The sequence below is a fragment of the Mycobacterium sp. NGS59 genome (genome assembly GCF_059812345.1).
Map to the genome: position 1 here is coordinate 24,615 of NZ_JCALCN010000008.1, position 16,618 is coordinate 41,232.

Annotated in this window: 14 protein-coding genes and 1 pseudogene; 10 read left to right on the plus strand and 5 right to left on the minus strand. The window is 66.4% G+C overall.

The annotated features are described in order from the left end of the window. Nucleotides 1-30: 30 nt before the first annotated feature. Nucleotides 31-873 (plus strand): tRNA (adenine(58)-N(1))-methyltransferase TrmI, encoded by an 843-nt coding sequence (gene trmI, locus AC5Y46_RS11465; RefSeq protein WP_499991099.1) that lies wholly within the window; start codon nt 31-33, stop codon nt 871-873. Here trmI and AC5Y46_RS11470 read toward each other — a convergent pair. Together AC5Y46_RS11470 and lppK are read right to left on the minus strand one after the other, a co-directional pair. Beyond that, nucleotides 870-1,163 (minus strand): DUF503 domain-containing protein, encoded by a 294-nt coding sequence (locus tag AC5Y46_RS11470; protein ID WP_499991102.1) that lies wholly within the window; start codon nt 1,161-1,163, stop codon nt 870-872. The genes trmI and AC5Y46_RS11470 overlap by 4 nt on opposite strands. A gap of 7 nt (nt 1,164-1,170) precedes the next feature. After that, complete coding sequence (lppK, locus tag AC5Y46_RS11475) at nt 1,171-1,743, minus strand: lipoprotein LppK (protein WP_499991103.1); 573 nt, start codon at nt 1,741-1,743, stop codon at nt 1,171-1,173. Nucleotides 1,744-2,027: 284 nt separating this feature from the next. On the opposite strand from lppK, the gene arc reads away from it, so the two are divergent. Together arc and AC5Y46_RS11485 are read left to right on the plus strand one after the other, a co-directional pair. Next, nucleotides 2,028-3,857: a proteasome ATPase gene (arc, locus tag AC5Y46_RS11480; RefSeq protein ID WP_499991105.1), complete on the plus strand. Its 1,830-nt coding sequence runs from the start codon at nt 2,028-2,030 to the stop codon at nt 3,855-3,857. 34 nt (nt 3,858-3,891) lie between these two features. Next, nucleotides 3,892-5,802 carry a hypothetical protein gene (locus tag AC5Y46_RS11485; RefSeq protein WP_499945085.1) on the plus strand — a complete coding sequence of 637 codons (1,911 nt, stop codon included), beginning with the start codon at nt 3,892-3,894 and terminating at the stop codon, nt 5,800-5,802. Here the strand turns inward: AC5Y46_RS11485 and AC5Y46_RS11490 are convergent. Both AC5Y46_RS11490 and AC5Y46_RS11495 read right to left on the minus strand, forming a co-directional pair. Then, a complete protein-coding gene (locus tag AC5Y46_RS11490; RefSeq protein WP_499945087.1) occupies nt 5,799-6,440 on the minus strand; it encodes a hypothetical protein in 642 nt (213 codons plus the stop codon). The two genes, AC5Y46_RS11485 and AC5Y46_RS11490, sit on opposite strands and share 4 nt — an antisense overlap. A 10-nt stretch (nt 6,441-6,450) precedes the next feature. After that, a pseudogene (locus tag AC5Y46_RS11495) lies at nt 6,451-7,616 on the minus strand (hypothetical protein). A 398-nt stretch (nt 7,617-8,014) separates the two neighbouring features. Here AC5Y46_RS11495 and dop point away from each other — a divergent pair. From dop to prcA, 4 genes are all read left to right on the plus strand, one after another. Further along, entirely contained in the window at nt 8,015-9,511 is a 1,497-nt protein-coding gene (gene dop, locus AC5Y46_RS11500) for a pup deamidase/depupylase (RefSeq protein ID WP_499945088.1), read from the plus strand. Nucleotides 9,512-9,600: 89 nt separating this feature from the next. Next, entirely contained in the window at nt 9,601-9,795 is a 195-nt protein-coding gene (locus AC5Y46_RS11505; RefSeq protein WP_499945090.1) for a ubiquitin-like protein Pup, read from the plus strand. Continuing rightward, nucleotides 9,792-10,658: a proteasome subunit beta gene (gene prcB / locus AC5Y46_RS11510; RefSeq protein WP_499945091.1), complete on the plus strand. Its 867-nt coding sequence runs from the start codon at nt 9,792-9,794 to the stop codon at nt 10,656-10,658. The genes AC5Y46_RS11505 and prcB overlap by 4 nt, the downstream gene beginning before the upstream one ends. Continuing rightward, a complete protein-coding gene (gene prcA / locus AC5Y46_RS11515; RefSeq protein WP_499945092.1) occupies nt 10,655-11,428 on the plus strand; it encodes a proteasome subunit alpha in 774 nt (257 codons plus the stop codon). The genes prcB and prcA overlap by 4 nt, the downstream gene beginning before the upstream one ends. Nucleotides 11,429-11,467: 39 nt before the next feature. On the opposite strand, the gene AC5Y46_RS11520 is transcribed toward prcA, so the two are convergent. Next, nucleotides 11,468-13,066 (minus strand): PPE family protein, encoded by a 1,599-nt coding sequence (locus tag AC5Y46_RS11520; protein ID WP_499991112.1) that lies wholly within the window; start codon nt 13,064-13,066, stop codon nt 11,468-11,470. Between the two features lie 202 nt (nt 13,067-13,268). Here AC5Y46_RS11520 and pafA point away from each other — a divergent pair, with 202 nt between their 5' ends. Genes pafA through AC5Y46_RS11535 form a run of 3 tightly spaced genes read left to right on the plus strand, consistent with a single transcriptional unit; the run spans nt 13,269 to nt 16,614 of the window. Further along, nucleotides 13,269-14,627: a Pup--protein ligase gene (pafA, locus tag AC5Y46_RS11525; protein WP_499945096.1), complete on the plus strand. Its 1,359-nt coding sequence runs from the start codon at nt 13,269-13,271 to the stop codon at nt 14,625-14,627. A gap of 11 nt (nt 14,628-14,638) precedes the next feature. Continuing rightward, nucleotides 14,639-15,643, plus strand: coding sequence for a helix-turn-helix transcriptional regulator (locus AC5Y46_RS11530; RefSeq protein WP_499991115.1), 1,005 nt, complete (start codon nt 14,639-14,641; stop codon nt 15,641-15,643). Continuing rightward, nucleotides 15,640-16,614 (plus strand): helix-turn-helix transcriptional regulator, encoded by a 975-nt coding sequence (locus tag AC5Y46_RS11535; protein ID WP_499991117.1) that lies wholly within the window; start codon nt 15,640-15,642, stop codon nt 16,612-16,614. The genes AC5Y46_RS11530 and AC5Y46_RS11535 overlap by 4 nt, the downstream gene beginning before the upstream one ends. The last annotated feature ends 4 nt before the right edge of the window (nt 16,615-16,618 follow it).

Below are 16,618 nucleotides of genomic sequence, written 5' to 3' on the forward strand. Positions count from 1 at the left end.
GTCGGCGAGTCGACTGGCACGCTGGACGGCGTGTCAGCAACCGGTCCGTTCACCGCCGGCGAGCGCGTCCAGCTCACCGATGCCAAGGGCCGTCACTACACGATGTCGCTGACCCCGGGCGGCGAATTCCACACTCATCGGGGCCGCATCGCCCACGACGCGATCATCGGACTGGACCAGGGCAGCGTGGTCAAATCCAGCAACGGCGCGCTGTTCCTGGTGCTACGGCCGCTGCTGGTCGACTACGTCATGTCCATGCCACGCGGCCCGCAAGTGATCTACCCCAAGGACGCCGCGCAGATCGTGCATGAAGGCGACATCTTCCCCGGAGCACGGGTGCTGGAAGCCGGCGCCGGTTCTGGTGCGCTGACATTGTCGTTGTTGCGTGCGGTCGGGCCGCAGGGGCGGGTCGTCTCCTACGAGCAGCGCGCCGATCATGCCGAACATGCCCGCCGCAACGTCAACACGTTCTATGGCCAACCGCCGGACAACTGGGAACTGGTCATCAGCGACCTGGCCGACTCCGACCTGCCCGACGGCTGCTTCGACCGGGCGGTGCTGGACATGCTGGCGCCGTGGGAGGTGTTGGACGCCGTGGCGCGGTTGGTCGTCGCCGGCGGTGTGCTGGTCATCTACGTCGCCACCGTCACCCAGCTCTCCAAAGTGGTGGAAGCGGTGCGTGCCCAGCAGTGCTGGACCGAACCCCGGTCCTGGGAGACATTGCAGCGCGGCTGGAACGTGGTCGGGTTGGCGGTGCGGCCCCAGCATTCGATGCGTGGGCACACCGCGTTCCTGATCGCCATGCGACGGTTGGCGCCCGGTGCGGTGGCCCCGGCTCCGTTGGGGCGCAAACGGGTTGGCCGCGACGGCTAATCGTCGCTGCGGTTCAATCCCCGCCGCACCGACAGCAACTCGAACTCCTGATGCGCCGCCACCAACCGCTCGGCCCGATCGAGCACGTCGACCACATGAGACCGGTCACCCGACACCAAGCCCACGCCGATGCCCGCCCGCCGGTGCAGATCCTGCGTTCCGATCTCGGCGGCCGACACACTGAACTTGCGTTGCAGTTCTGCGACCACCGGACGGATGACCGAGCGCTTCTGCTTGAGCGAGCGCACGTCACCGAGTAACAGGTCGAATTCCAGCCACCCGATCCACATCCGAGGATCAGGGCGTCGGCGACGGGCTAGGTTCTGGGCTGGGCGGCGGCGGTGACGTCGGCGGCAACGTCCCCGCATTCTGCATCGCCAGCAACATCTCGGCGGTCTTGCGGGACAGCTGCCAACCCCCCTGGAAAGCGGTGAACTCCATCGGGAAGGTGAACTCGCGGTGCTGCGGATTGGCGGTCGTGACCACGACGGTGGCCATGACGTTGGATGGGTTCTGACTCGACCAGGCGATGTTGTTCGCGACGAACGTCATCGGCAGGTAGCCGCCGTCACGGGCGGCGTTGGTGAACCGGTCGAGGGCGCCGACGGTCTCCGGGCCCGACCCCTGCACCAAGTCCAGTTTGTTGCTGCCCGGCACCGCCGGGTCGGCCAGGCGGGACAACACGTCGGAGAGGTTCTCGGGCGTCGGCAGGGGGGCGTTGGGCTGGGCTGCCGCGGTGCTCGACATCGGAGGCGGCGGCGGCGTGTTTGCCGAGTCCATCGTCTTCGCCGTGTCACGTGAGCATCCAACGACCCCCAGCGCGGCCACGACGATCGCGGCACCTACTGTTACGCAGACGTTTCGGGACATCCCGGCGACCGTCGCGATTAGCCGCAAAAAGTGGGTAAACAGCGGAATGCAACGTAAGTCACACCCGGGCCCGCAACGCCCGGTGCCGTGCCGATCAGAATGCCTGTGGCTAGGGATTTCACGGTCACAGAAGTCCTTTCGCTCGGCCCGAGTAGAAGCAGAGATTACCAGCGTGACCCAACTTGTAACTTTTCAACGGCATTTGACTGCGCACATCGAACGCCGTTGGCCGGTAGCTTGGATGTATCCGCCACGCCATTCCTGGTGCGGGAAAGGAGCGCAACATGGGTGACTCAGAGCGTTCTGAAGCCTTCAAGACATCCCGCGATATCCCCCTGTCCAGCGACGATGCTGCCGAACTAGAACAGCTGCGCCGCGAGGCCGCCGTTCTGCGCGAACAGTTGGACAACGCGGTCGCGCATCAAGGCTCGACGCGTTCTGCCCGCGATGTGCACCAACTCGAAGCCCGAATCGACTCCCTTGCCGCGCGCAATTCCAAATTAATGGAAACTCTTAAAGAGGCCCGCCAACAACTGTTGGCGTTGCGGGAGGAAGTCGACCGGTTGGGGCAGCCGCCCAGCGGCTACGGCGTCCTGCTCGGCACTCACGAGGACGAAACCGTCGACGTGTTCACCTCGGGTCGCAAGATGCGCCTGACCTGCTCGCCGAACATCGACACCACTGTGCTGCGGAAGGGACAGACGGTCCGGCTCAACGAAGCCCTCACCGTCGTCGAGGCCGGGACGTTCGAATCCGTCGGCGAGATCTCCACGCTGCGCGAGGTGCTCGCCGACGGTCACCGCGCGTTGGTGGTCGGCCACGCCGACGAGGAGCGCATCGTGTGGCTGGCCGAGCCGCTCGTCGCCGAGGATCTGCCAGAAGGCCACCCCGACGCCCTCAACGACGACAGCCGGCCGCGTCGGCTGCGGCCCGGCGACTCGTTGCTGGTCGACACCAAAGCCGGCTATGCGTTCGAGCGCATCCCCAAGGCCGAGGTCGAGGACCTGGTGCTCGAAGAAGTTCCCGACGTCAGCTACTCCGACATCGGCGGCCTGACCCGCCAGATCGAGCAGATCCGCGACGCCGTCGAGCTGCCGTTCCTGCACAAGGATCTGTACCGGGAGTACGCGCTGCGGCCGCCCAAAGGTGTGCTGCTCTACGGCCCGCCCGGTTGCGGTAAGACGCTGATCGCCAAGGCCGTTGCCAACTCGCTGGCCAAGAAGATGGCTGATTTGCGCGGCGACGACGCCCGCGAGGCGAAGTCCTACTTCCTCAACATCAAGGGTCCCGAGCTGCTGAACAAGTTCGTCGGTGAGACCGAGCGCCACATCCGGCTGATCTTCCAGCGTGCGCGGGAGAAGGCTTCGGAGGGCACACCCGTCATCGTGTTCTTCGACGAGATGGACTCGATCTTCCGCACCCGCGGCACCGGCGTTTCGTCGGACGTCGAGACCACCGTGGTCCCGCAGCTGCTGTCTGAGATCGACGGCGTGGAGGGGCTCGAGAACGTCATCGTGATCGGCGCCTCCAACCGGGAGGACATGATCGACCCCGCGATCCTGCGGCCCGGCCGTCTCGACGTCAAGATCAAGATCGAACGCCCGGATGCCGAAGCGGCACAGGACATCTACTCCAAGTACCTGGTGGAGACGTTGCCGGTGCACGCCGACGATCTGGCCGAGTTCGACGGCGACCGGTCGGCCTGCATTGCCGCGATGATCGAAAAGGTCGTCGAGCGGATGTACGCCGAGATCGACGACAACCGGTTCCTGGAGGTCACCTACGCCAACGGTGACAAGGAGGTCATGTACTTCAAAGACTTCAACTCCGGGGCGATGATCCAGAACGTGGTCGACCGCGCGAAGAAGAACGCGATCAAATCTGTGCTGGAGACCGGGCAGCCGGGTCTGCGCATCCAGCACCTGCTCGACTCGATCGTCGACGAGTTCGCCGAGAACGAGGACCTGCCCAACACCACCAACCCGGATGACTGGGCACGGATCTCGGGCAAGAAGGGCGAGCGGATCGTCTACATCCGCACGCTGGTCACGGGTAAGTCGTCGAGCGCGTCGCGGGCCATCGACACCGAGTCGAACTTGGGTCAGTACCTTTAAGCATCCGGCGGCCTGTGCGACTAATGTCGCAGCGGTGCGATTGCGTTTCGAGGCCGGGGACGACGATGCCTATTACGCGGTCCGGGACGAGTTGCTCTATGAACTCGGCGGTTCTGGAGACGTGCCGGACGGACTGACGTCCGACATCCAGCTCTTCCTGGATTGGCGCTACCACTACTCCAACCGCAAGCTCGACGAGTTCTCCGCCAGCGACGTCACTGAATTTCTGCTCGAGTGGTGTCCCCGCAAGGTCGCTCGTGCAGCCGACAGCGCCCACGAGTTGTGCGAAGCGGTCTCTGTCTACTTCGACTTCATGGCCCGCAGTGGCCGGTTGGTCGGCGGTGTGGATCGGGCGAACCGACTCGGGCGCTTGGCCGTAGATCTCGTCGCGAGTATGCGAGAAGAGATGAGCGATCCCGCCAACTTCGGCATGGGCAAATCATTACTGGATGGTTTGGATCTGTCCGAACTGTCCGAGTCCGAGGTGCAGGCCGCGCTGGACGCGCGGATGAACGAGTTCAACGCGCTGCCGTTCGAGCAGCGCAGAGCGCTCACCGACAGATTCTTCGAGGGCGAAGAGCCCGAAGCGGCTCCGGCCGAGCCATACGAGTTGCCGTTCGTCTACGTCGCGCCGCCAATGGCCGACGTGGAGGCTGCTGCCGCGGCGGCGCCACTGATGGCCAAGCTCGATGCGCTGCGCGACTATCTCGGCCCGGGCGGAAAAGCCTTGACGGCCAAAGGAAATCTGAAGTTAGCCGATGGTCGGGCGTTGATAGAACTGCTCGACACCGGCGACGAGATGGACCCGCAGATCGGCGACAAGACCTGGCGGACACACACTACGGCCAATTTGCCCGGGTTGAATTTCGTCCTGGACATCGCGAAAGTCGTCGGGGCGGTCCGGGTGCATCAGCGCCGTTTGGTTCCAGTCAAGGCGTGGAACGCCCACTCGATCCTGCAGCGAGCGAAGACACTCGTTGCGACGATCATCGAGTTCGGGCCCCTGCAGTTGCGCTATGCCGGCGGTTATCCGTATTTCGACGACCTCCACGAGTTGCTCGACGACGGGGTCGTGCATTGGCTGGCCCCGCTGCTCGCACCTGGGAACTCCCAACTTTCGTTCGATTCGATTCTGCAGTGGGCCCGTTCCGTCACCGACGATCAGTTGCAGGACGATGCAAACCTGATGGACAGGTTCGTCGGGGACTGTATGAGCCGCATTTTCGAGATTCTCGAGCAAACCGGCGCAGTGCGGTGGGCCGACCGCGTGGAGGTACCGCATCGGTATGGGGGCTATTGGACTGATGGCACCGTGTCACTGACCGCGCTTGGTCGTCATGTGTTGCCCGACTTTCTCGACCAGGCCGGCTACGTCCTGCGGCAGGCGGAGGACGTAGCCGATAGCGACGCCAGCACATTGCTCGCCGCGATGGTGTCGATGCCGGACAGCTGCGACGCCTTGATGGCCGGTTGGCAACCGTCCCGGTCGCCGGCCGAGCGGGTGCAGATGCTTACCCAGGCCATCGTGGCTTCCGATGACGCGGCGAGTCGGATTACGGGCTTCGCGGCGCTGGATTCGTTCGACGTAGAGACATCCGAGCCGATCATTCGTCAACTCTTGGACACTGCGGTCGCCGGACATGCGGCGCTGTGGTTGATCTCCCGCGAGCGCGCCGACGCGGCGACCCTCGGCAGCTTCATCGACGTCACGGTATTGGTTGACTCGCTGGCAATCGAGGTGGACAACCCGGAGAAACTCCGCAGCTTTTTCGCCAAACTGGACGAACCGTTGCAGGTGCTCGAGGACCTGTGGCGTCATGCCGCGCCCGAGACCGCCGTGGTGCTCGATGCGCTAGGGCATCACCTGTCGGACAAGGCGCTTTCGAAGGCCGCGCGTAAGGCGGCCATCAAGCATCGCAGCTGGATGGCGAACCGCAGGGACTAGGTTGCCAGCGAATAGCTGTTCGTCAGGTCGTCCTGCAGCACCTGGGCCGCCTGAGTCGTGGTGTCGACGCGCAACTCTTCGGTCAGCACGCGCGAGCGGTAGGCCCATCCGGTTGGCAGGTTGAGCCGGTCGCCGAGCCCTGGCAGGTCGGCCCGCGACAGGGCGGGATCGGTGACCTGGCTCCAGGTCTGCATGACCCATTGCCGGCCGTGGGGGTCCTGAAGTTCGTAGATCTCCTCGCCGGCGTCGAAGATGAAGACGGTGTTCCGGCTCACCTGGTTGACGGTGTAGGGCGTCGGATTCATCGACGACAGCAGCACGGTGGCCTGCAGCAACATGTCGATGCCGCCGAAATTCTTGACGATCTGCGGGCCCTTCGGAGTCTTTTCGATCCGGTTCATCAGCCAGTAGCGCGGACCGTTGAGAAGCGCTGTGGCAGCGCCGTTTTCGGTCGCGATGGTGTGGGCGTCGAGGGCCGACCACAACTCGGCCGGACAGTCGTTGAGGGGGTAGCTGTTGTAGACGGTGGCTTGGGGCCCCGCCTCGCCGGGAGTGACGAGAAGTACTTCGCCATAACGTTTCCCGGACAAATCGTCCGCCTTCTGGTGGCGGGGGGAGCTCGACTGAGGGGCTGACACCAGGGTGAACCTAATCACCCAGGTCAGCGGCGTCAACAATGGTCACCGGCGCGTTCGCACGCGGCTACGGTAGCGATTGCGGGCCGTCAGCGTCGCGCGCAGATCGTCGATCAGCGGGTCGACGAACGTGGAGCGATAATCGTCGTCACCGGCCGAGCGGGCGCTGATGTACATGAACGTCAGCGCGCCCAGGAACAGGCACAGATGGATCAAGGCGTCCGGGACGGGGACGGTCAGGCCCAAGATGGTGGCGTTGTCCGAGGCGGTGTGCGCCCATTCCTTCAACAGCTGTGGCGTGAGCACGATGAGCCCGAGTGTCACGTATATTGCCGCAGTCAGCACCGCAACGACCGTGATCTGCGCCAGCTGTGAGGCCGCCAGCACGAAGACCACATTGGCGCGCTCTGTGCGGCTCAGCGGGGGACTGCTCGGCGGGTCCGGCATGGTCTCGAAAGGTGTGTCGACCAGGTACTCCGATGCGGTAGGACCCGCCGCATGCGTCCGCAGCATCGGTCTGACCCGCTCGGCCGTCGCCGACACGACGAACGCGGCCGCGATACCGACCAGGAACAGCATCGCCAACGCCAGGCGTTCGGCGCTGATCGTGGCCGACATCAGCCAGACGTTGCCGTTGAAGAACACCAACGTGGTCAACAGCACCACCGGTAATGCCCGGACGGCAAGACCCCCGATGGTCGCGAAGTGACTGAGCGTCATGCGCGCCGACCAGCCCGCCACCGACCCGACGCCGCAGCCGGTCAGCAGCATCAGGACCCCCGCGGCGCCGACGGCATTCAAAAGGTGTGCAGGGTTCGCTCCGACGACGATGACGACACCGATGATCGTCATCGCCACCGTGGACGCCAATGCCCGATAACGACCGTTCGATATGCGGGATACCAGCCACCCGATGGTCGTCATTGCTATCGGAGCGAGCACGATGAGCAGCAGGAGGACCCATTCCCGCGGTGACGGCGCGCCGTCGATCACGACGTCTTTGCCTTCGGTGACAAGCAGGACCGGCACGGTCCAGCAGTGCAGCGTCGCGTTGGCAGTCAACATCGGGGCCGACCGCGACCACAGTCGGCGCCACCGGCCGCGTGTCGTGAGCACCGACGGCAGACCGCGCGCCAAGAACCAGCTTTCCGCCTCGTCCGTGGCCGATGAGGGGCCCATGACGGCTCACCTTAACCTCGGGACGCTCGCCGATCCGCGAATTAGTCCGGTGGAGTGTGGCGCTCAGCGTCTCCAGTTTGAACGCGGGGCTTCCGCGGGTGAAGCCTGGGCGTTGCGGGTGAAGCCCAGGCTTTGCGGGTGAAGCCTGGGCGGGATTTCGCCCCCCAGGCCACCGTAGCTGCACTCTCAAGTCCCTGAGTTCACGCTCAAGTCCCTGAGTTCACGCTCAAGTCCCTGAGTTCACGCTCGAGTCCCTGAGTTCACACTCGACGCCCAGCCCGCTAACCGAGCGCCCAGCCCGCTAATCGAGCGCCCAGCCCGCTAATCGAGCACCCCAGCCGCGGCCTCCTCAGCAGCCCCGGCCGGGGCTGCATCGTCGACCCGCCTAAGCTCAAGGCATGCAACGGATTATCGGGACGGAGGTCGAATACGGCATCTCCTCGCCGTCGGACCCGACCGCCAACCCGATCCTCACATCGACGCAGGCCGTTCTGGCCTATGCCGCGGCCGCCGGCATCCAGCGCGCCAAGCGGACCCGCTGGGACTACGAGGTCGAGTCGCCGCTGCGCGACGCCCGCGGCTTCGACCTGAGCCGCTCGGCCGGCCCCCCGCCGGTGGTCGACGCCGACGAGGTCGGCGCGGCCAACATGATCCTGACCAACGGAGCGCGGCTCTACGTCGACCACGCGCATCCGGAGTACTCCGCGCCCGAATGCACCGATCCGATGGACGCGGTGATCTGGGACAAGGCGGGCGAGCGGGTGATGGAGGCCGCCGCCCGGCATGTCGCAAGCGTGCCCGGCGCCGCGAAACTGCAGCTGTACAAGAACAACGTCGACGGCAAGGGCGCCTCGTACGGGTCGCACGAAAACTACCTGATGAGCCGCCAGACACCGTTCTCGGCGATCATCGCGGGCCTGACCCCGTTCCTGGTTTCCAGGCAGGTGGTGACCGGATCCGGTCGCGTCGGCGTCGGCCCGTCCGGCGACGAGCCCGGTTTCCAGCTCTCGCAGCGCTCGGACTACATCGAGGTCGAGGTGGGCCTGGAGACCACCCTCAAACGCGGCATCATCAACACCCGCGACGAACCGCACGCCGACGCCGACCGGTACCGGCGACTGCACGTCATCATCGGCGACGCCAACCTCGCCGAGACCTCGACCTATCTGAAGTTGGGCACCACCGCGCTGGCGCTCGACCTGATCGAGGAAGGTGTCGACCTCAGCGACCTCGCGCTGGCGCGCCCGGTGCATGCGGTGCACGCGATCAGCCGGGACCCGTCGCTGCGTCAAACCGTGGCGCTGGTCGATGGCAGGGAACTCACCGGCCTTGCGCTGCAACGGATTTACCTCGACCGGGTGGCCAAACTGGTCGACAGCCGCGACCCGGATCCGCGCGCCTCGCATGTCGTGGAGACCTGGGCGCACGCCCTGGACCTGCTCGAGCGTGACCCGATGGAGTGCGCCGAGTTGCTGGATTGGCCGGCCAAGCTGCGGCTGCTGGAAGGTTTCCGGCAGCGCGAAAACCTGAGCTGGTCGGCACCCCGCCTGCACCTGGTGGACCTGCAGTACTCCGACGTGCGACTCGACAAAGGCCTGTACAACCGCCTGGTGGCGCGAGGATCGATGAAGCGTCTGGTCAGCGAGCACCAGGTGCTCGAAGCGGTCGACAACCCGCCGACCGACACCCGCGCGTACTTCCGTGGCGAATGCCTGCGCCGGTTCGGCGCCGACATCGCCGCGGCCAGCTGGGATTCGGTGATTTTCGATCTGGGTGGTGATTCGCTGGTGCGGATCCCGACCTTGGAGCCGCTGCGAGGCAGTAAAGCGCACGTGGGCGCACTGCTGGATTCGGTGGACAGCGCCGCGGAACTGGTGGAACAACTGACCAGCTGAGGGTTGTTAGGCCGACGAGATGTCGGTCGTGACCGGTAGGGTAGAAAAAAGCCAACGGGCGACTGCCCGTGAGGGAGCAGGAGGCGGCGATGGCGCAGGAGCAGACCAAACGTGGCGGTGGCGGCGGCGATGACGACGACATCACCGGCGCGGCGGCCGCGGGCCAGGAGCGCCGGGAGAAGCTGACTGAAGACACCGACGATCTGCTCGACGAGATCGACGACGTCCTGGAAGAGAACGCCGAGGACTTCGTGCGGGCATACGTCCAAAAGGGCGGCCAGTGACCTGGCAGTTGCCCGACCGCCTACCCATCAACCCAGCACTCTCCGGTACATCAGGTGTAGACCTGTCGTCTTTCGCCGACTTCCTACGGCGCCAGGCTCCGGAGTTGCTTCCGGCCAGCATCAGCGGCGCGACCGTCGGCGACCAGCTGCCGCACGGCACCACCATCGTCGCCCTGAAATACCCCGGCGGCGTCCTGATCGCCGGTGACCGCCGCTCGACGCAGGGCAACATGATCGCCGGCCGTGACGTGCGCAAGGTCTACATCACCGACGACTACACCGCCACCGGCATCGCGGGCACCGCGGCGATCGCCGTCGAGTTCGCCCGTCTTTACGCCGTCGAACTCGAACACTACGAGAAGCTCGAAGGGGTGCCGCTGACGTTCGCCGGCAAGGTCAACCGGCTGGCGATCATGGTGCGCGGCAACCTGCCCGCCGCGATGCAGGGTCTGGTGGCCCTGCCGCTGCTGGTCGGCTACGACATCCACGCCGGCGACCCCGAATCGGCAGGTCGCATCGTCTCCTTCGACGCCGCCGGCGGCTGGAACATCGAGGAAGAGGGCTATCAGTCGGTGGGCTCGGGCTCGATCTTCGCCAAGTCGTCGATCAAGAAGCTGTATTCGCAAGTCGCCGACGCCGATTCGGCGTTGCGGGTGGCCGTGGAAGCGCTTTACGACGCAGCCGACGACGACTCGGCCACCGGCGGACCGGATCTGGTGCGCGGTATCTATCCGACCGCGGTCACCATCGACGCCGACGGTGCGCTGGACATCCCGGAGCGACGCATCGCCGAGTTGGCCCGCGAGGTCATCGAGAGCCGCTCGCGCGCCGACACTTTCGGCCCCGATGGTGGTGAGAAGTGAGCTTTCCGTATTTCATCTCGCCGGAACAGGCGATGCGCGAGCGCAGCGAGCTCGCGCGCAAAGGTATCGCCCGGGGGCGCAGCGTGGTCGCGCTCGCCTACGCCGACGGCGTGCTGTTCGTCGCGGAAAACCCGTCACGCTCACTGCAGAAGATCAGCGAACTATACGATCGGGTGGGGTTCGCCGCCGCCGGCAAATTCAACGAGTTCGACAACCTGCGCCGCGGCGGAATCCAGTTCGCCGACACCCGCGGCTACGCCTACGACCGTCGCGACGTCACCGGCCGCCAGCTCGCCAACGTCTACGCCCAGACACTGGGCAGCATCTTCACCGAGCAGGCCAAGCCCTACGAGGTCGAGTTGTGTGTGGCCGAGGTGGCGCACTACGGCGAGACGAAGGCCCCCGAGCTCTACCGGATCACCTACGACGGGTCGATCGCCGACGAGCCGCACTTCGTGGTGATGGGCGGCACCACCGAGCCGATCACCAACGCGCTCAAGGAGTCTTTCACCGAGAACGCCGACCTGCCCGACGCGCTGCGGATCGCGGTCGAGGCGTTGCGCGCGGGCAGCGCGGACGCCAGCAGCAACGGCCAGTCCAGCGTCGGCGTGGCCAGCCTGGAAGTGGCGATCCTGGACGCCAACCGGCCTCGGCGCGCGTTCCGCCGGATCAACCGTTCGACGCTGGAATCACTGCTGCAGGAACCCGCTTCGGACGATTCGGATGGGCCAGCAGAGGGATCCGAGTCCGAGGGCGATTCGGCGGACTGAGTTCCCCGCAACTGACGGCCGGACGCCGCGCAACCGCCGTCACCGCCAAGTGCTCGGCACCATCGGCTCAGTGGGCCCGCCGCCGAATCCGTCGCCGGTCAACGTCGTCAATCCCGCGACGTCGGCCCCGGTATCACGGCTTACTGTCCCAGCTAATCCGAGGTGGCCGACACCCTGGTGTGAGGCCGTGGCTGTGTCGGGTTCGGCGGGCTCTGGCCCCGCCCAATCCGGATCGACCTCGACATCCATATCCATGAACTCGTCGCCGTAATGACGCTGCGTTGTCCGCTTGCGCTGTCGCGCCCGGGCCTGCCGGCGACTCGCGGCCGGTGACTGCGCCGCGGCGGCTGCGGTGTCGGGCTCGGGTGCCTTCCTCTTGGCCTGAGCGCTCAGGCCAGAGGCCATCCCGGAATCAAAGCCGATGCCGGGCGGACCCACTGCATAAGGCGGCATGAAACCTGCCGGAGGCGACGGCGGCGACGGCGGTGGGGAAGCGGCGGTCGACACGGTCGACGGGGCGGGACTGGGTGTGGGCGCGGTTCCAGGAGCCGACGCGAATGCCGTCACGGGAGAGTTCATGCCTGCGACCGGCCAGGAGTCCGGCGCCGTGCTGATGGGCACCGGCGCGGCCGCGGTGGTCGGGTGCGATAAGCCCGCCAGCCCGGCGAGACCCGTGAGCGCGCCCGCGCCCGTCGCGGGGACCGTCATCGCACCCCCGACAGCTGCCAGCAGCAGCGGGGCTTGGGTCAGCGCGTTTCCGAGTTGGGCGATGTGAGTGGGCCAGTCGAACACGGACAGGGCGACGAAATACTGCAGCGCCTGGGCGGGGTTCTGCGTCATCTGCATCGAGTCCCCGATGAGTTCGAGTCCCCGGGCGACGTACCACATCGGCTGAGTCGCGTCGGCGTAGTACTCGTAGCTCAGACCGTTGAGCATGCCGGTCGCGGGGTCCCAGTAGATGCCGAAGTTCTCCAGCACGTCCGCGATGAGATCGGTAAGTGCGTTGGAAACCAACGGGTTACGGATGAGCGGGTTGACTCCGAGGTCGAGCAGGAACGATTGGAATGCGTTGAAGAACATTCGCCCGGGATCCAGCGTCGCTGCCGGTGCTGCCAGGATTCGCGGCGCCGGGACCGGCTGCGGAGTCGAGGTGAGCGCCGCCTCCGCGCTGGCCTGGTAGACGGTCATTGTGGTGGCGGCCTGGATCCACATCCGCACGTAGTCGGCCTCGTTGAACGCGATCGGGATCGTGTTGATCCCGAAGAAATTCGTCGCGACCAGCGCGGCGTGGGTGACATGGTTGGCGGCCAACTCGGCCAGGGTCGGCATCGTTGCCAGCGCCGCGACGTAGGCCGTGGCCGCCGTCTCGTGCTGCGCGGCGATCGCTGCGCTGTCGACGCTCGCGTCCAGCAACCACGCCGCATACGGCGCATGCGCGGCTACGCAAGATTGCGCGCCGGCCCCTTCCCAGGCAAGCGACGCGATCAGCCCGGTCAGTTCTTCGGCGGCCGTGGCGTATTCGACGCTCAGCGAATTCCATGCCGCCGCCGCCGCCAGCAACGCCGCGGGCCCCGGGCCCTCGCTCAGCAGCGCTGAGTGCACCTCCGGCGGCGTGGCCATGAACAACGGGGCAGTCACCGGGCATCCGGTGCTGACATCAAACAGGACCTCCCGACCGGGCCGAGGACGGAGATTTTCGATGAGCCGAACTTTTCGATTCGGCATCACGATACCTACCGCCTCCGGAAACCGCGGCAATTTGCGCCGGGCAAGACAAAACCCGTGGCTGCACTGCGCGGCTTGCTCACCGTCGCTGTCGGACAGCAAGTACCCTCGAACTGTGCAGCGACGAATCATGGGCATCGAGACCGAGTTCGGTGTCACCTGCACCTTCCACGGGCATCGTCGACTCAGCCCGGACGAGGTGGCCCGCTATCTGTTCCGCCGGGTGGTGTCGTGGGGGCGCAGCTCCAACGTGTTCCTCCGCAACGGCGCCCGTCTCTACCTCGACGTGGGAAGCCATCCCGAGTACGCCACCGCCGAATGCGACAGCTTGGTGCAACTTGTCACCCACGACCGCGCGGGGGAATGGGTGCTCGAAGACCTACTGGTCGACGCCGAGCAGCGCCTCGCCGACGAAGGCATCGGTGGCGACATCTACCTGTTCAAGAACAACACCGACTCGGCGGGCAACTCCTACGGCTGCCACGAGAACTACCTGATCGTGCGCGCCGGCGAGTTCTCCCGCATCTCCGATGTGCTGCTGCCGTTCCTGGTCACCCGTCAGCTGATCTGCGGTGCCGGCAAGGTGCTGCAGACGCCGAAGGCGGCCACCTTCTGTCTTTCCCAACGCGCCGAACACATTTGGGAGGGCGTCTCCAGCGCGACCACCCGATCCCGTCCGATCATCAACACCCGCGACGAGCCGCACGCCGACGCGGAAAAGTACCGACGGCTACACGTCATCGTGGGCGACTCCAACATGTCCGAGACCACCACGATGCTCAAGGTCGGCACGGCCGCACTGGTGCTGGAAATGATCGAAGCCGGCGTGGCGTTCCGTGACTTCTCGTTGGACAACCCGATCCGCGCGATCCGCGAGGTCAGTCACGACGTCACCGGGCGGCGCCCGGTCCGGCTGGCCGGTGGCCGTCAGGCTAGTGCGCTGGACATCCAGCGCGAGTACTACAGCCGCGCCGTCGAGCACCTGCAGACCCGCGAGCCCAACGCGCAGATCGAGCAGGTCGTGGACCTGTGGGGTCGCCAACTCGACGCCGTCGAGAGCCAGGATTTCGCCAAGGTGGACACCGAGATCGACTGGGTGATCAAGCGCAAGCTCTTCCAGCGCTACCAGGACCGCTACAACATGGAGCTGTCCGACCCCAAGATCGCGCAGCTGGACCTGGCCTACCACGACATCAAACGCGGCCGCGGCGTGTTCGACCTGTTGCAGCGCAAGGGTCTGGCCGCGCGGGTGACCACCGACGAGGAGATCGCCGACGCCGTCGACCATCCGCCGCAGACCACCCGCGCCAGGTTGCGCGGCGAGTTCATCAGCGCAGCACAGGCCGCCGGGCGTGACTTCACCGTGGACTGGGTGCATCTCAAGCTCAATGACCAAGCGCAACGCACGGTGTTGTGCAAGGACCCGTTCCGGGCGGTCGACGAGCGGGTCAAGCGGCTGATCGCGAGTATGTAACCCTTAACCGGATGCCCACTTCGAAAGTCGAGCGCCTGGTCAATCTCGTCATCGCCCTGCTGTCCACGCGCGGGTACATCACCGCCGAAAAGATCAGGTCAAGCGTCGCCGGCTACTCCGACAGCCCCACCGCCGAGGCGTTCTCCCGGATGTTCGAGCGCGACAAGAACGAACTGCGCGACCTCGGCATCCCACTCGAAGTGGGCCGGGTATCCAACTTGGACCCCACCGAGGGGTACCGGATCAACCGCGAGGCCTACGCACTGCCCGAAGTCGAGCTGACCCCCGCCGAGGCGGCAGCGGTCGCGGTGGCCACGCAGCTGTGGGAGTCGCCGGAACTGGTCACCGCCACCCAGGGCGCGCTGCTCAAGCTGCGTGCAGCCGGCGTCGACGTCGACCCCGTAGACAAGGGAGTGCCGGTGGCGATCGCCAGCCCGGCCGGCGTCACCGGACTTCGCGGCTCGGAGGATGCGCTCGGAATCCTGTTGTCCGCCATTGAATCTCGGCAGGCTGTCCAATTCCCGCACCGGCCGTCGCGCGCCGAACCCTACGCCACCCGCACCGTCGAACCGTGGGGCGTCGTCACCGACAGGGGCCGCTGGTATCTCGTCGGCCATGACCGCGACCGCGACGCCACCCGGACCTTTCGACTGTCGCGCATCGGCCCCGGCGTCACGACCATCGGGGAACCAGGCGACGTGGCCGTGCCCGACGGTGTCGACCTCCCCGGGATCGTCGCCGCCGCGGTCACCGAAGCGCCGACCGGCGCGCACGCCACCGTCTGGGTTGCCGACGGCCGCGCCACCGCGTTGCGCCGCGCCGGCAGGTTGGTGGGGCAGCGCCGCTTGGCCGGCCGCGACGGCGACGTGATCGAGATCGACATCGTGTTCAGCGACCGGTTGGCGCGCGACATCACCGGCTACGGAGCCGACGCGATCGTGTTGGAGCCGGCGTCGTTGCGCGAAGACGTGCTGGTCCGGTTGCGGGCGCAGACCGGGAAGGGCGGGGACGAATGACGGCCATCTCCGAACGCCTGATTCGGCTGCTCAACATGGTGCCCTACCTGCTGGCCAACCCGCGCATCACCAAAGCCGACGCTGCCGCCCAGCTCGGGGTGTCCGAGAAGCAACTCCAGGCTGACCTCGACCAACTCTGGATGTGCGGGCTGCCCGGCTACCTGCCTGGCGATCTCATCGACTTCGAGTTCTCCGGCGACACAGTCAAAGTGACGTTCTCGGCAGGCATCGACCGGCCGTTGAAGCTGACCTCGCCCGAGGCGACCGGTTTGCTGGTGGCGCTGCGTGCGCTGGCCGACATCCCCGGTGTGGTCGATCCGCAGGCCGCGCGCAGCGCGATCGCCAAGATCGCGGCGGCGGCCGGCGCCGGTGCCGTCGGGCACGAACCCAACGTCGCCGCCGTCGACGAACCGGCACCGATCGAGAGCCGCGCTGCGGCTGCGGTGCGGGCCGCCGTGCGCGACCAGCACGCGCTGACCATCGACTATTACGCCGCCTCGCACGACTCACTCACCCAGCGGGTCGTCGACCCGATCCGGGTCCTGCTGATCGGCGGTCACAGCTACCTGGAGGCGTGGTCGCGCGAAGCCGAGGGCGTCCGGCTGTTCCGGTTCGACCGCATCGTCGACGCCACCGACCTGGGCGAAGCCGCCCGCGCGCCCGAACCGGCGTTGCAGTCGCCGCCGGACACGTCGCTGTTTGACGGGGATCCGTCGTTGCCGTCGGCGACGCTGCTGGTGGCGCCGTCGGTGTCGTGGATGTTCGAGTACTACCCGATGCGTGAGGTGCGCGAACTGCCCGACGGATCCTGCGAGGCGACGATGACCTACGCCTCCGACGACTGGATGACGCGGCTGGTGCTCGGATTCGGGTCGGAGGTGACGGTGCTGGCGCCCGAGTCGCTCGCGCAGCGGGTGCGTGCGGCCGCGGCAACGGCGCTGGACGCCTACCAGGCCGCTGAACTGGGCTGACAGC